11 protein-coding genes are annotated in these 13,892 nt (G+C 66.1%); 4 read left to right on the top strand and 7 right to left on the bottom strand.

The window, feature by feature from the left end; genetic code table 11:
• Nucleotides 1-389: 389 nt before the first annotated feature.
• Complete coding sequence (locus HY699_09145) at nt 390-719, bottom strand: hypothetical protein (protein ID MBI4515964.1); 330 nt, start codon at nt 717-719, stop codon at nt 390-392.
• 28 nt (nt 720-747) lie between these two features.
• On the opposite strand from HY699_09145, the gene HY699_09140 reads away from it, so the two are divergent.
• A complete protein-coding gene (locus HY699_09140; GenBank protein MBI4515963.1) occupies nt 748-2,385 on the top strand; it encodes a DUF4215 domain-containing protein in 1,638 nt (545 codons plus the stop codon).
• Nucleotides 2,386-2,417: 32 nt separating this feature from the next.
• Here the strand turns inward: HY699_09140 and HY699_09135 are convergent, their stop codons facing one another.
• Nucleotides 2,418-3,173 carry an HAD-IA family hydrolase gene (locus tag HY699_09135; GenBank protein ID MBI4515962.1) on the bottom strand — a complete coding sequence of 252 codons (756 nt, stop codon included), beginning with the start codon at nt 3,171-3,173 and terminating at the stop codon, nt 2,418-2,420.
• 84 nt (nt 3,174-3,257) lie between these two features.
• On the opposite strand from HY699_09135, the gene HY699_09130 reads away from it, so the two are divergent.
• Entirely contained in the window at nt 3,258-4,046 is a 789-nt protein-coding gene (locus HY699_09130; protein ID MBI4515961.1) for an undecaprenyl-diphosphate phosphatase, read from the top strand.
• Between the two features lie 156 nt (nt 4,047-4,202).
• On the opposite strand, the gene tesB is transcribed toward HY699_09130, so the two are convergent.
• Both tesB and HY699_09120 read right to left on the bottom strand, forming a co-directional pair.
• Nucleotides 4,203-5,051, bottom strand: coding sequence for an acyl-CoA thioesterase II (tesB, locus tag HY699_09125; protein ID MBI4515960.1), 849 nt, complete (start codon nt 5,049-5,051; stop codon nt 4,203-4,205).
• 97 nt (nt 5,052-5,148) lie between these two features.
• Nucleotides 5,149-5,472 carry an FUN14 domain-containing protein gene (locus HY699_09120; protein MBI4515959.1) on the bottom strand — a complete coding sequence of 108 codons (324 nt, stop codon included), beginning with the start codon at nt 5,470-5,472 and terminating at the stop codon, nt 5,149-5,151.
• Nucleotides 5,473-5,849: 377 nt separating this feature from the next.
• Between HY699_09120 and HY699_09115 the strand changes: the two genes are divergently transcribed.
• Entirely contained in the window at nt 5,850-8,018 is a 2,169-nt protein-coding gene (locus HY699_09115; protein ID MBI4515958.1) for a YncE family protein, read from the top strand.
• Between the two features lie 30 nt (nt 8,019-8,048).
• A complete protein-coding gene (locus HY699_09110) occupies nt 8,049-9,440 on the top strand; it encodes an MBL fold metallo-hydrolase (protein ID MBI4515957.1) in 1,392 nt (463 codons plus the stop codon).
• A 357-nt stretch (nt 9,441-9,797) separates the two neighbouring features.
• Here the strand turns inward: HY699_09110 and HY699_09105 are convergent, their stop codons facing one another.
• The 3 genes from HY699_09105 to accC form a co-directional block, all read right to left on the bottom strand.
• Nucleotides 9,798-11,459: a methylmalonyl-CoA mutase gene (locus HY699_09105; GenBank protein MBI4515956.1), complete on the bottom strand. Its 1,662-nt coding sequence runs from the start codon at nt 11,457-11,459 to the stop codon at nt 9,798-9,800.
• 67 nt (nt 11,460-11,526) lie between these two features.
• Complete coding sequence (locus tag HY699_09100) at nt 11,527-12,033, bottom strand: acetyl-CoA carboxylase biotin carboxyl carrier protein subunit (protein ID MBI4515955.1); 507 nt, start codon at nt 12,031-12,033, stop codon at nt 11,527-11,529.
• Nucleotides 12,034-12,070: 37 nt separating this feature from the next.
• On the bottom strand, nt 12,071-13,579 hold the full coding sequence (gene accC, locus HY699_09095; GenBank protein ID MBI4515954.1) for an acetyl-CoA carboxylase biotin carboxylase subunit: 1,509 nt from the start codon (nt 13,577-13,579) through the stop codon (nt 12,071-12,073).
• Between the last annotated feature and the right edge of the window lie 313 nt (nt 13,580-13,892).

The following is a 13,892-nucleotide window of genomic DNA, read 5'->3' as shown; positions in this document are numbered from 1 at the left end:
TAACATCTCACGTCACCGTGTCCGGCGAACACTTCTCGGGCAGGATCAGCATTAGATGGGGGCGGCGCCATTGGGTGTTCCGGGTTCGTGTACCTCAGCAACACGATTGTCGCCAACAACGGCGGCCAAAATTGCTGCAGTGTTGTAGACATGGGCCACAACCTGCGCTGGCCCAGCACGGACACGAGTTGCGTCGGCAGCTTTGGCGATCCCATGCTATCCGCTCTTGCCGACAATGGCGGCCCTACCCAGACGATCGCGCTCCAGTCTGGCAGTGCCGCCATCGATGCCGGAGACAATGTCCTTTGTGCGGCTGCCCCTGTGAGCAACCTTGATCAGCGTGGCTTTGTCAGACCAGGTATTGGTGCCACGAACTGCTCCATTGGCGCCTACGAGTTCAACTCGCCCGGCACGCCGACACCAACCAACACACCCACCATCACCCCAACCAACACACCGACGATGACACCGACCGCGACAGGGACGTTCACGCCGACCGATACGCCGACAAGCACGCCGACGATAACCAACACGGCCACCATCACCCCGACAAGCACGGCAACTACGACACCGACCGCGACAGGGACCTCCACGCCGACCGATACGCCAACGCCGACCACCACACCGACTGACACCCCGACGCGTACGCCGACCGCAACACCCAGCGTCACGCCCACTGGTACGCCCACTGACACGGCAACATCGACTCCCACTGCCACGCCGACTCCAACGTCCAGCGCAACGCCGATGGATACTCCAATTGAGACACCCACCGCCACGCCGACGGACACGCCGACGATGACACCGACGAACGCGCCGACGCAGACACTGACGTCGACGCCGACGGCCACCCCAACCAGCACTCCCACAGCGCCCCCGCAGTGCGGCAACGGTGTTGTCGAAGCCGGCGAGCAGTGCGACGACGGCAACACCACCCCCGGCGACTGCTGCTCCGCCACCTGCCAGTTCGAGCCGCTGAGCACCACGTGCGAGGCCGACGGCGATCTGTGCACCGTCGACCACTGCGACGGACTGGGCCAGTGCGTGAAGCAGACCGATGTGGTCTGTCCGCCCTGTCAGACGTGTGATCCGCAGTCGGGCTGCGCCGGCGACATCTGCACGGCGACGGCGACGCCGTCGCTGATTCCAACAATCACCACGACACCCACGCGGACGCCCGTCCCGGTCTGCGGCAATGGAATTCAGGAAGGCGGCGAGCAGTGCGACGACGGCAACTTCGTGAACGGCGACGGCTGCGAGGCGAGCTGCACCATCAGTCCCGAAAACACCGGGGGGACTGTTCCGGCCGGTGGAACCGTGTCGACGGACAGCGAAGGCGATGGTGCCACCCCGCTGGACCCCATAGAGACCAGCGTGACGACTCCGGACGGAGGGACAGTGTCGATCGACGAGGCTCCCGCCGCTGGCGGACCGCCAAGCGGCTACGAGTTGGTCGGCCATCAGGTCACGGTGACTGCGCCGCCCGCTACAGCCGACACTCCGCTCGTGCTCGTCTTCCAAATCGACGCCTCCCTGCTACCACCTGGCGTCGATCCGAGCAGCATCGATGTGTTCAAAGATGGGGTACTCGTGGCCACCTGCACCGGTTCCAGTGGTGTTGCATCGCCCGACCCATGTGTATCGGACCGGAGCCTATTGGGTGACGGCGATGTGGAAATCACAGTGCTGACATCAGCCGCTAGCGTCTGGCTGTTCGCTCTTCCCCTCCCGTCGGCTTGCGGGGACGGTACGCTCGACACCGGCGAGCAGTGCGATGACGGCAATCTCACCAACAACGACGGCTGCGCCGCCAACTGCCGCTACGAGCTGATCCCCGGCAACGGTGTCGGAAGCGCCTTCACCGACAAGCGCGCCTGCCTCATCGAGTGGTCAGTGGTGAATCCCAACAACACCCCGGCGCTAGATCGCCGCGGCCGGCCCAATTACACCCAGACCTGCCGCAACAACGACCCCACCTGTGACTTCGGCAGTGATGCCAACGCCTGCGAGTTCAAGGTGGTAGTGTGCCTGAACAACTCAGATCCCAATCTGCCCACCTGTCTCGCCGCTGGCGTAGCCGACGCCGTGCGCGTGATACTGCCAAGTCCATTTCTGGATGCGGTCAACAACGCCAGCTTGAAAGCGGCGCTGCAGAACTTGCGCGACTGGAGCACGGGGACGAGCGGGCTGCGCCCACCGGTAGAAGATACTACCACCGGCCTATGCTCGGCACCCTTCGCCATCCGAGTGCCGTTGCGACAACGGGGCAGCTGGACCGGTGCGGGCCGCGTGAGCCCGGTGACACTGAGCAGGTCGTACATAAACTCTCCATCGCCGTACCCACTGCGCGATAGCGACAGACTCAGCCTGGTCTGCGCGCCGTGAGGAGTGAGAAGGGAGACTCGAGACGGGAGGGGCTAGCCTTGCTCGTCGATCGCCCGGACGACGTCGCGCAGGGTGCGCACGACGGCGCCCGGCGGCAGGCTGCGGCCGGCCGACTCGGGAAAGCTGGGGAAGAGTGAGCGCTCGCCGCGCTCGATCAACAAGCTGTGTATGCCGGCGGCGCCGGCACCGGCGACGTCTTCGAGAAACATGTCGCCGACGTGCAGAACTTCGTGCGGGGCCACGCCCGCGCGTTCGAGTACGCGCTCGAAGATGCGCCGATCGGGCTTCTTGACGCCTTCGATCGCCGAGATCACGGCGAAGTCGAGGTGGGGGAGGAGGCCGAAATGCTCCAGCATGTCGCGTAAGTTGGACGGCGCGTTCGATAACACCCCCACCCGCAGCCCGCGCGCTCGCAGCTCCCGCAGTACCTCGATAGTGTCAGGGAAGAGTTGCCAAGTGCCTTCGTTCCAAAACGCCTCGAAGAAGCGCTGCGACAGCTCGGCCAGACGCTCGCCCAGCCCGGCGCGGCCGAAGATCATGTGCGACATCTGCACGAACAAGCCGGCGAACTCGGCGTCCGAATCGCTGTAGCTCGCCCCGTTGCGGAAGCGCTCGTGGGCCTGCTCCTGGCCGCTGCTCCACAGGCTGCGCACCAGCTGCTCGCAGTCCGCAGCGGTGGTCGGGACGCCGCTTTCGGTGCACAACCGGGCGTAAATCTCCCACATCGACTCGATCGGATAGGTCAGCGTCCAGCCGACATCGAACGAAACCGCTTTCAACGTGCGCATGCGCCTTGTCTTCCCTCCTGAAATGACGTACGCGCGCAGCGCACATGCGCTCGGGCGCGAACCCCGACACAGAAAGCAGGTTGCATGATCGTACTCAAGGCCCTGGCTCTTGGCATCGTCGAAGGCATCACCGAATTCCTGCCGATTTCGTCCACCGGCCACCTGATTGTGGCTTCGGCCCTGGTCGACTACCCCGAGCCGGCGCGCGCCACCTTCGAGATCTTCATCCAGCTCGGTGCGATCCTGGCGGTGGTGTGGCTCTACCTCGAACATCTCACCGGCCTGGCCCGGCGCGCGCCCGCCGATGGCGCGGCGCGGGCATTGATCGGCAAGGTGTTGCTGGCCTTCTTGCCGGCGGCCGGTGCCGGCTTTCTAATGCACCGCGTGATCGAGGACCACCTCTTCAGCCCGGTCTTCGTCGCCCTCACGCTGATAGCGGGTGGCCTGCTGATCGTCGGGATCGAGCGGCGAACCTGGCCGTTCGAGGTGCAAACGCTCGAGGCTATGAGCTGGGTGCACGCCTTCTGGATCGGCGTGGCCCAGATGCTGTCGCTCTTGCCCGGGGTGTCACGCGCCGGGGCCACCATCATCGGCGGCATGATCGCCGGCATGAACCGGCCGGCAGCGACGCAGTTCTCCTTCTACCTCTCGATCCCGACCCTGTGTGCGGCGAGCCTGTACAGCCTCTTCAAGGCCCGACATCTCTTATCTACGAGTGACGCCTTACCGCTTGCGGTTGGCTTCGTGGCCTCGTTCGTGTCCGCCCTGATAGTCGTGCGGGCGTTCATCGGTTACGTCCAGCGCCATGACTTCACCGGCTTCGGCTACTATCGCATCGCGGTCGGGCTCCTCATCCTGGCGTTCTTTCGCTAGGAAGGATGAATTACAGAGGCAGCGACGACACGGTGAGAGGGCTCCGAGCACACGACAGTACGGCTCACGCGGAGACGCGGAGAAGGGCACGGACGAAGCGACGCCGGCTTTGTTTCTCTGCGTCTCCGCGTGAGTCAACCTACCAATAGCGGCGGCTTACTCCAGCTGCCGGATCAGTCCCTCTTGCACCACCGTGACCACCAGGCGGCCGTCGTGGCTGAAGATGTTGCCGGTGGCCAGGCCGCGGGCGCCAGCGGCGGACGGGCTTTCTTGGACGTAGAGCAGCCACTGGTCGGCGCGAAAGGGCCGGTGAAACCACATCGTGTGATCGAGGCTGGCCATCATGATCTTGCGGTCGGGCGCCCACATCAGGCCGTGCGGCCGCAGGGTGGTGTCGAGCAAGGTCATGTCCGAGGCATAGGTGACAACGCAGGCGTGCAGCATGGGGTCGTCCGGCAGGAGGCCATCGGCGCGCAGCCACACCAGCGCCTGCGGGCTGCGCCAACTCTCCGGCGGGCGATCGACCGGCTCGCATAGCCGGATGTCGATCGGTCGTTCGCGATCCACCCACGGGCCCAGCTGCTCGCGATACGGCTCCATCCGCGCGCGCAGTGTCGGCAGACCTTCCGGCGCCGGTGCCTCGGGCATTGCCGCCTGGTGATCCAAGCCCGGCTCGTGCCGATGAAACGAGGCCGACAGATGGAAGATGGCGCGGCCGTGCTGAATCGCGACCACGCGGCGAGTGGCGAACGAGCGGCCGTCACGAATGCGGTCGACCTCGTAGAGAATCGGAATCTTGGGATCCCCCGGGCGCAAGAAGTAGGCGTGCAACGAGTGCACCCAGCCCTCGCTGACCGTGCGCCCGGCGGCAACCAGCGCCTGGCCCGCCACCTGCCCGCCGAAAACCCGCTGGCGATCCTCTTTAGGGCTCAGGCCGCGAAAGATGTTCACTTCGAGTTCTTCGAGGTCGAGCAGGGTAATCAAGTTCTGCAATGCCGTGGACACGATCAATACTCCCGGAGAGAAACATAACAAACGCCGGCTTGAGATCACGCCAGCGCAAACGGTCGAAGGGGGGCGGCTACCTGTCTACGCCTCGCTCCTAGCCGAGTTTGAAGCCGAGGGCGAAGCCGGCGACGAAGCCGCCGCCGAACGGCAGGTTGGCGCTGATGACGGCCCAGGCGCGGTCGGCAAGCGTTACCCCCTGCGGATCGCTCCAGACCCCGTGTGCGGTCTCTTGCACCGCGCCCCAGTTGACGCTGATCAGCCCCTGATAAGACAGCACCTGGACCAGGATGAATGCGAGGCCGAGCGCCAGCGCGGCCATCTTGGTTACCTTTTTCGCCGCATAGCCCACGGTCAGTCCGGCGATGCCGCCAAAGCCGAGTGTGGCAATCTGTCCGCCAAGCAGTTGGCTCACGTCCATTGTGCCTCCGCCGCCGAAACCCTGCGCGGCACCATACCTGGCGTGCCCGCCGGCGTCGAGATCCGCGTAGGCCGAAGACGGTGTCGGCAGCAACCTCCCTGGCAGCAATGCCGCCAGAGTCTGGCGCCGGTGCGCGCGCGGCGCTGCGCCGCCGGCCGCAATTCACTGGCGCCGTAAATAGAAGTCGCGGCGGTATGCGGCTTGCCTTGCCGAGTACGCCGATGACTGTTCACGGAGGAGAGGGATGCCCCCGCGTCTGCGACGTGGACGCTTCAGGGGTGAAACTTGCCAGGAATCACCAGGCCCGGCCGAGGGACAGCGGGCGGGTCTCAGGTCAGAGGTATCGGAGCAGGCTGGCGCCGTTGGCGATCGCGGCGATGCTGCCATGGCTGGCCACGTCGGCGCTGGCGCAGCCTTATGCGTATGTTGCCAATCTCGGCTCCGACAACGTGTCCGTTATCGACACCGGCAGTCGGGCCGTGGTGGCCACCATTGCGGTCGGCGATGATCCGGATGGCTTGGCCAGCACCCCTGACGGCAAGTACGTCTACGTCACCAACTTCGTCTCGGGAACCGTCTCGATCATCGACACGCGCGCAAACGCCGTGGTCGCAACCGTGCCGGTCGAGAGCGGGCCGGTGGGCGTGGCCATCTCTCCTAACGGCACGCGCGCCTACGTGGCTAACCGCGGTGCGGGCACTTTGTCAGTGCTGCGGACTGACAACCACGAGGCGGTGGCGGCGATCACGGTGGGGGATGGACCGAACGCGGTGGCAATTACCCCCGACGGCAAACGCGCTTACGTGACCAACTCATTCACGCGCGAGCCGGGCACGGTCTCGGTGGTCGACACCGCGAGCAATACGGTAGTCGGCACGGTGGCGGTGTATCGCAACCCGAACCGGGTGGCGATCTCACCGGATGGGCAAGCCGTCTACGTCACCAATTTCCGCTCGTGGAATGTCTCGGTCATCGACGCCGTGACGGATACGGTAGCGACGACGGTCAGAGTTTACGGCCGCCCGAGCGGCGTGGCGGTCAATCCGAACGGCGCCTTTGCCTATGTGGTCAGTCTGGCGGGCCGTGTTGAGGTGATCGACACGGCGACCAACTGGGTCGGCGGCCTGTTCGCAGTCGGCGAGCGCCCGTACGGCATCGCCGTCAGCCGTGACGGCGTAAGCGCTTATGTCGCGAACTTCGGCTCCGCTACCGCGTCGGTGCTCGACTTGGCCGACGAATCAGTGGCCGGCGATATCACCGTGGGTGAGAAGCCCTTTGCGGTGGTGCTCAACTGTACAGGCAGCGGTTGCAACGTCCGCCCGTATACGCCCAGACCCACGCGCACGCCCACGCCCTGGCCGTCCGATACGCCCGCTCCGACCGCAACCGCGACGATCACGCCTACGCCGGCACCGGTCTCTCTGATGGTGAGTTCGGCGACAGGCAGGCCGGGCGATCGCGTACGCTTCAGCGTCTCGATACGGGCGCGCGGGCCCGCGGTGGTTGGTGTCCAAGCCGACGTCGCCTTCGATCGGCGCACCGCGGTGGTGGCCCGCGCCGACGGCAGGCCGGACTGCACCGTCAATCCAGCGATCGACAAGTTCGGCTCCGCCTTTGGTTTTCGGCCGACAGATTGTCGGCCGGGATTCGACTGCATGGCGGTGCGGGCGATCGTGTTGTCCATCGACAACCTCGATCCTCTCCCCGACGGCGCGGAGCTGTACTCGTGCGCCCTGCTCATTGCCGCTGATGCACCGGCGGGGCAGTATCCGTTAACGATCTCCGAAATCATCGGTTCCGGCCCACTCGGCGAACGGATCGAGGCCGGCGCTGTGGATGGCGAGGTCGTCGTAGCGCCCGCACGAGCGCGCGCGCTGGCGGCGGTGCCGGCAGGCATGGCGTGCTCGGGCGGTGCCGGCGACGGCGCGCCCTGTAGCGTAGACGCCGACTGCTCGGGTGGCATCTGCGCGATCGCGCAAGGGGTCTGCGACGGGGGTGAGGACGATGGCCTGCTGTGCGATTGCCCCGGCGGCAGTTGTGTGGCTGACGCCACGGATGCCCGCCGGTCCAGTTGCCAAGGTGGCGCCTGGGGCGGGCAGCTGTGCGATAGCAGTTCAAATTGTCACGGCAATCGCCCCTGTGCCGCCACGGTGCGGCTGTGTGCCGGCGGAGCGGGCAAGGGGCAGGCCTGTTTGAGCGATGCGCAATGCTACGGCTCCGTGTGTAGCTCGCTCGGGCGTGCTTGCGCCGGCGGAGACTTCGAGGGGTTTGCCTGTGTGGATCGCGGCGATTGCCCGCGCGGCATATGCTTCGACCGGGCGGCACCGCCGGCGCCGAGCCCCACACCGACCCTACAAGTGCCAACGCCGGCTGCCTCATCAACGCCACCATCAACTGCATCCGGCGATAGCGCCAGCGGCTGCGCGACCGCGCCTTCGCCGCGCAGCAGCCTGTGGCCGGTGTTGCTGTTCCTCGCCGGCTTGCGGTTAGCCCGCCGCCGGCTTTCGCCCGCTCGGGCGCGGTTGCAACCTCAGCGCAAAAGGTGAAACCTACCGCCCGAGCGAACGGGCTTTGGGATGAGACTCGGTTTTTACGGAGCTGCGGGAGAGGTGACCGGCTCCTGCTACCTGCTGGAAACCGGCCGGGCGCGGGTGGTGGTCGACTACGGTTTGTATCAGGGGGGAGCGGCGGCCGAGATCCGCAACCGGCGGCCGCCACCGTTCGCCCTCGCCGGGCTCGATGGGATAGTGTTGTCGCACGGGCACATCGACCACTCGGGCCGGCTACCGCTGTTGGCGCATGGGCAGTACCAAGGGCCGATCTTCACCACGCCGGCGAGCGTTGACCTCTGCCGTATCCTGCTGCCCGACGCCGCTCACCTGCAAGAGCAAGACGCCTTGCGTTACAGCCGTAAGCGCCAGCGCCGCGGCCGGGTGCCGGTACGGCCGTTGTACACCGCCGGTGACGTCGAAACCGTGCTGGCGCGTTTCGTCTCGGTGGCCTACGATTACGAACGCGAAATCGCACCCGGTGTGACCTTGCGGCTGCACGATGCCGGGCACATCCTCGGTTCGGCCATCGTTGAACTCACGGTTGATGACGGCGGCCGCCGGCTCGTGCTGGTCTTCTCCGGCGATCTCGGCAACCAGGGTACGCCGCTGCTGCGCGACCCGGCGGTGCTGTCACGCGCCGACGGGTTGGTGATGGAGTCCACTTACGGCGACCGCGACCACCGGCCGCTGGCGGAAACCGTCGAGGAACTCGCGCACATTCTGGCCCAGGCGCGCGCCCGCGGGGGCAAGGTGCTGATACCCAGTTTCGCCGTCGGGCGCAGCCAGGACATCATTTACCACCTCGGTCAGTTGCACCGGCAGGGCCGCTTGGCGGGCGTGCCGGTGTACGTCGATAGCCCGATGGCGCAGGCAGCCACCGAACTCTACCGGCGCCATCGCGAGGTCTTCGACGCCGAGGCCCAGGGGCTGATCGAGCGCGGCAGCGCGCCGCTGGATTTTCCCAACCTCCACTTCGTACGCACGCCGCAGGAGTCACAAGCGCTCAATGCCGTGGACGGCGGCGCGGTGATCTTGTCGGCCTCGGGCATGTGCAGCGGCGGGCGCATCTTGCACCACCTCAAGCACAACGTCTGGCGACCCGAGGTACACATAGTGTTTGTCGGCTTCCAGGCCCAGGGCACGCCCGGACGCGCTCTGGTAGATGGGGCGCGCAACCTGACGCTGATGGGCGAGCGCCTAGCGGTGCGGGCGAAGGTGCACACCCTCGGTGGTTTTTCCGCCCACGCCGGGCAGTCGCAGCTGGTCGCCTGGGCCGCGAATTTCCGCGCCGCCCGTCCGCGCCTCTTCCTCACTCACGGTGAAACGACCGCGCGCGAGGCCTTACGCGCGCGCCTGGAGCGGGAGCTGGGCATGCCGGCGCAATGCCCGCAGCGCGGCACCGTGGTGGACCTCTGAGCTAGAGCTTTGCCGTGGCGCGATTTCACGGATCGTTGCCCCGGATGGCGCCGGCACCTCGGCGCCGGGGGTGGCGGGGCGCAGAAAGGCCGGGGCACGATGTAACCCTTCGCCGCTGCTCAGCGCGGGCTTGGCCCGCAACCCAAAGCTCGACAGGGGTATTCCGTCATGCCCGCAAATCTTTAGAGCCTGCCCCCGCGAAGGCGTGGGGCGGGCATCCAGGGGCGGTGGGGCTCCGGATGGATTCCCGCCTTCGCGGGAATGACGGAGGGAAATCTGCGCGCGACGCCGAGACTTTCGGCCATAGTAATTCAGGGCAGGCCCTTGACGCTGCCTAGCGCGGGACGGCGGCGGGGCTCACAGCACGGCGTTGGGCTGGTACTCGCCGAAGACCTTGCGCATGGCGTCGGAAATTTCCCCGAGCGTGGCGTAAGCGCGCACGGCGTCGAGGATGGCGGGCATGAGGTTGCCGCCCTCACGCGCCACGGCTTCGATCCGCTCCAGTGCCCGGGCCGCAGCTGCTTGGTTGCGCTCGGCGCGCACCCGCGCCACTTTCTGGCGCTGGCGCGGTTCCAGCGCCGGATCGATCTTGTGCAGCTCGGGCGGTGATTCCTGCGCGCCGGCGAACTCGTTCACCCCGACGATGATGCGCTCTTTCTTCTCGATCTCCTGCTGATAGAGGAAGGCGGCGTTGTGAATCTCGCGCTGCGGGTAGCCGACTTCGATGGCGCGCACCGCTCCGCCGAGCTGGTCGATCTTGGCGATGTATTCGAGCGCGCGCTGCTCCAACTCATCGGTGAGGTTCTCGACGAAATACGAGCCGGCGAGCGGGTCGATGGTGTCGGCGACGCCCGACTCGTAGGCGATCACCTGCTGCGTGCGCAGCGCCAAGCGCACCGAGTCCTCGGTCGGCAGCGCCAGCGCCTCGTCCTTCGAGTTGGTATGCAGCGACTGCGTGCCGCCGAGCACGGCGGCGAGGGCCTGGATGGTGGTGCGTACGACGTTGTTGTCGGGTTGTTGCGCGGTGAGCGACGAGCCCGCCGTCTGCGCGTGCGTGCGCAGCATCATCGAACGCGGGTCCTTGGCCCCGAAGCGCTCCTTCATCAGGCGCGCCCACATGCGGCGAGCAGCGCGAAACTTGGCCACCTCTTCGAAGAAATTGTTGTGCACGTTGAAGAAGAACGACAGCCGCGCGGCGAACGAGTCGACATCGAGCCCGACCTTGACCGCGGCCTCGACGTAAGCGATGCCATCGGCCAGCGTGAACGCAATCTCCTGCGCCGCGGTCGAGCCGGCTTCGCGGATGTGGTAGCCGGAGATCGAGATCGTGTTCCAGTTCGGCACCTCGGCGGCACAAAAGGCGAAGATGTCGGTGATGATCCGCATCGACGGGCCGGGCGGATAGATGTAAGTGCCGCGCGCGACGTACTCCTTGAGGATGTCGTTCTGGACCGTGCCGTTGACCTCACGCCACGACACTCCCTGCTTCTGCGCCACGGCCAGGTAGAGCGCGAGCAAGATAGCCGCGGTAGCGTTGATGGTCATCGAGGTGCTGGCACGGTCGAGCGGAATCGCATGAAGCATGGTCTCCATGTCCGCAAGTGAATCGATCGCTACACCCACCCGCCCGACCTCGCCTTTGGCCAGCGGGTGATCGGAGTCGCGGCCCATTTGCGTCGGCAGATCGAAGGCGACGCTCAAGCCGGTTTGCCCATGATCGAGCAAATAGCGGTAGCGCAGGTTGGACTCCTCGGCGGTGCCAAAACCGGCGTACTGGCGCATGGTCCAGAAGCGGCCGCGGTACATCGTCGGCTGTACCCCGCGGGTGAACGGGTACTGGCCGGGGAAGCCGACTTTGTCGGCGTAGTCGCCGCTGGCATCAGCGGCGGTGGCCAGGCGCGGCAACTCGATCTCGGAGGTGGTGAGGAAACGCGCGCGGCGTTCGGGTGCGCGCTTGAGCGCGGGTTTGAGGACGGTCTCTTCCCACTGCTCGCGGGCTTTCTTGATGTCGTCGCTCATAACAACAACCTCATCGAGGCGCCGGCTAGCTCAGGCACGGCATCCTCGCTTGCCGCGGTCGTGACCATCATGCCGCAATCACCGCCAACAAGGCACCGGCCTCGACCGCTTGACCCGGTTGTACCAGGATTTCCTGCACCTCGCCGGTGGCCGGGGCCTTGATTTCGTTTTCCATCTTCATCGCCTCGATGGTCATCACGCCTTGGTCGCGCGTCACCTGATCGCCGACGCGCACCAGGACTTCGACCACTTTGCCGGGAATCTGCGCGCGAATCTCGCGCCGGCCGCCGACTTCTTCCTCCGGATGACCGAGCTCGACGGCGCGGTAGCGCCGCTCATCGGCTAGGCGCAGCTTGTAGACTTGGCCGCTGATCGAGACCGTGTACTGATCGCCGTCGCAGGCGACGTCGGCCACGTGGGAGCGCCCGTCGATCAACAGTGAATAGGTGCGACTGCCGATGCGCCGGCTGTCGACAGTGCGGGTCTCGCCATTGATGCCGACGGTGAAACGCCCGCCGGTATCCTGGACGTCGATGAGATAGGTCTGCTCGTCGAGTTCTGCGCGGTATGCCACGGTCAGCCTTCGTTGCGGCCAATGAGCTGCATGAGGATCAATCGCGCAGGGCGCCGCGGCGCGCGGCTTGGCGCCAGGCCGATTGCGCGGCCGAGGGGGTGGCGGTGGTGATCAGCAGGCTGCGCTCGCGTTCGCGGTGGCGTTCGGCGATGGCGGCGGCCGCCAGGGCCGCCTCGCGCAGCCGCGGCCGGTCACCATCGACCAGGCCGTGAAATTCCTCGGCGATGAAGTTGGTGTCGAAGTCGCCCGCCAGAAAGCGCGGGTGCAGTAGGATCCAGCGGTGGAAAGCCAGGTTGGTGGTGAGGCCGTGGATGCGGTACTCGTCGAGCGCCCGGCGCATCCTTTGAATGGCTTCCTCGCGGGTGCGGCCCCAGGCGATCAGCTTGGAGATCATCGGATCGTAGTAGAGGCTGACTTCGTAGCCCTCGTAGACGCCGCTGTCATCGCGGATGCCGATGCCGCCCGGGGTCTGGAGGAAATCGATCTGCCCCGGCGAGGGGAAGAACTTGTTGTAAGGATCTTCGGCGTAGATGCGGCACTCGATGGCGTGGCCGCTTTGCACGATATCACGTTGTGTGAACGGCAGGGGTGCGCCGGCGGCGACCAGGATCTGGGTCTTGACCAGGTCGATGCCGGTGACCATCTCGGTGATGGCGTGCTCGACCTGGATGCGGGTGTTCATTTCGAGGAAGTAGAAGTTGCGCGCGGCGTCGACCAGGAACTCGATGGTGCCGGCGCCGACGTAATTGACCGCCTGGGCCGCTTGTACCGCTACCGCCCCCATCTGCTCGCGGATCTCCTGGGTGATGGCGGGGGAGGGGGTTTCCTCGACCACCTTCTGGTGGCGCCGCTGGATCGAGCATTCACGCTCGTAGAGGTGCACGGTGTTGCCGTGGGTGTCGGCCATCACCTGGATCTCGACGTGGCGCGGCTGGGTGACGAATTTCTCCACGTACATGCGATCGTCACCGAATGACGAGCGGGCCTCCGAGCGCGCGCCGCGCACTGCCGCCGCCAAGTCGGCTTCGCGCGCCACCATGCGCATGCCCTTGCCGCCGCCGCCGGCGGCAGCCTTGAGCATCACCGGGAAGCCGATCTGCCGGCAGATGCTGATAACCTCCTCCTCGCTGGCGATGGTGCCGTCGGAGCCGGGCACCACCGGCACCTTGGCGGCGCGCATCAGCGCGCGCGCGGCCACCTTGTCGCCCATGCGCTCGATCGCATCCGGGGTGGGGCCGATGAAGACGATGCCGGCCTCCTGGCAGCGGCGGGCGAAGAGCGCGCGTTCGGAGAGAAAACCGTAGCCCGGGTGGATGGCGTCGACGTGGGCTTCGCGGGCGACATGCAGGATCTTATCGATCACCAGATAGCTTTCGGCCGACGGCGGCGGACCGACGTGATAGGCGTAGTCGGCCTGCTTGACGTGTAGCGCGGTGCGGTCGGCTTCGGAGTAGACGGCCACCGTCTCGATGCCCAACTCGCGGCAGGCGCGAATTACGCGCACCGCGATCTCGCCGCGGTTGGCGATCAGGATGCGTTTGAACATGCGGCTCTTCCCAAACTTGCACTCACCGGCGCGCGCGGCGCCCCAGGTGCCGGTTTCCTATCGAACCCACGGCCGGCAAGCAACCACGCCACCGTCGCGGCCGGCTCATCAAGGCTAATGGTGCGATCAGCAAGCGTGGGGTGCGCGACTAATTTGTGGGTAACGTGGTTCGGTGTTATGGCCGTCATTCCCGCGAAAGCGGGAATCCAGTTTGGCGTTTGGCGCTATGGACAAGCAGTTCTGCGTTTACATCCTGGCCAGCAAACGGAACGGCACGCTGTGCATTGGGGTGACCTCACAGCTGGCAACGCGG

It is taken from the genome of Deltaproteobacteria bacterium, assembly GCA_016210005.1.
Classification (GTDB): Bacteria; Desulfobacterota; Binatia; order HRBIN30; family JACQVA1; genus JACQVA1.
Note: the sequence above shows the minus strand (reverse complement) of the source record. Positions and strands in the feature narration are given on the sequence as shown.